Here is an 897-nt window from a genome sequence, read left to right on the forward strand (position 1 = left end):
TGACAGGGCAACGTACCCAGGCGATCAACGCATTGCGAGGGCATCTGGCTGAACATGGGATTGTCGCGCCGAAAGGCCCTCAGCATCTGCCTCGGTTGGAAAAGGCTGTGGCTGAGAATGGAGAACGATTGCCGCCCGAAGTCACCGGCCTTTGCCAAATATTCTTCGATCTCATCGCCGGGCTAAGCGCGCGCATTGACGCGCTGACCCGGCAACTTCGACAGATTGCCCGACAGGACGATGTGGCGCGCAGGTTGATGACCATGCCGGGGATCGGCCCGGTGACGGCGGTATCGATTGCCGTGCTGGCGGCACCGCCAGAGATGTTCAGCAAGGGGCGCGACTTCGCAGCCTGGATCGGGCTGGCACCACGCCAGCATTCTACGGGCGGTAAAACAAGGCTGGGCAAGATATCAAAAATGGGTCAGCGCGACCTGCGGCGTTTGCTGATCATCGGTGCAATGTCCGCGATCCAAGCCGCGCAAAAACGCGGCGGCGCGCCAGATGGGTCGTGGCTGGCCCGTATGTTGGCTCGCAAACCTAAAATGCTGGTTGCAGTTGCGCTGGCAAACAAGATGGCGCGGATGGCCTGGGCGATCATGGCTCATGGCGGCGTCTACGAGACCCCTGCCAACGCCTGAGCGCGAAGGCAGGCTGGGGTGCGGTGGTTCTGAATGGAGGTCATGGCAAAGCGTCGACGAGATCAGGAATGGGAAAACCAGTAATGTCCCGAGTAGCTTGTACTACGGCCTCTCGTTTTGGACCTGTTCCTCGAACTCACCATGAGGGCCCGCGGCATTGAAGGTCGCAACCAGAGGCCGGATACACGAAGGAACTCGACCGCAATGCTGTTGCCAAAGTCAAAAAATCGCTTGCAGCCCCGGGGGCGTCCATACA

Annotated in this window: 1 protein-coding gene; it reads left to right on the forward strand. The window is 60.1% G+C overall.

Annotated features, from left to right (window positions below; all coding sequences use genetic code 11):
* Positions 1-641 (forward strand): IS110 family RNA-guided transposase (locus IEX41_RS21345; protein ID WP_188792229.1); only part of this gene is annotated, 641 nt, incomplete at its 5' end.
* Positions 642-897 lie beyond the last annotated feature (256 nt).

Origin of the sequence: Salipiger pallidus (assembly GCF_014643635.1) — a bacterium.
Classification (GTDB): domain Bacteria; phylum Pseudomonadota; class Alphaproteobacteria; order Rhodobacterales; family Rhodobacteraceae; genus Salipiger; species Salipiger pallidus.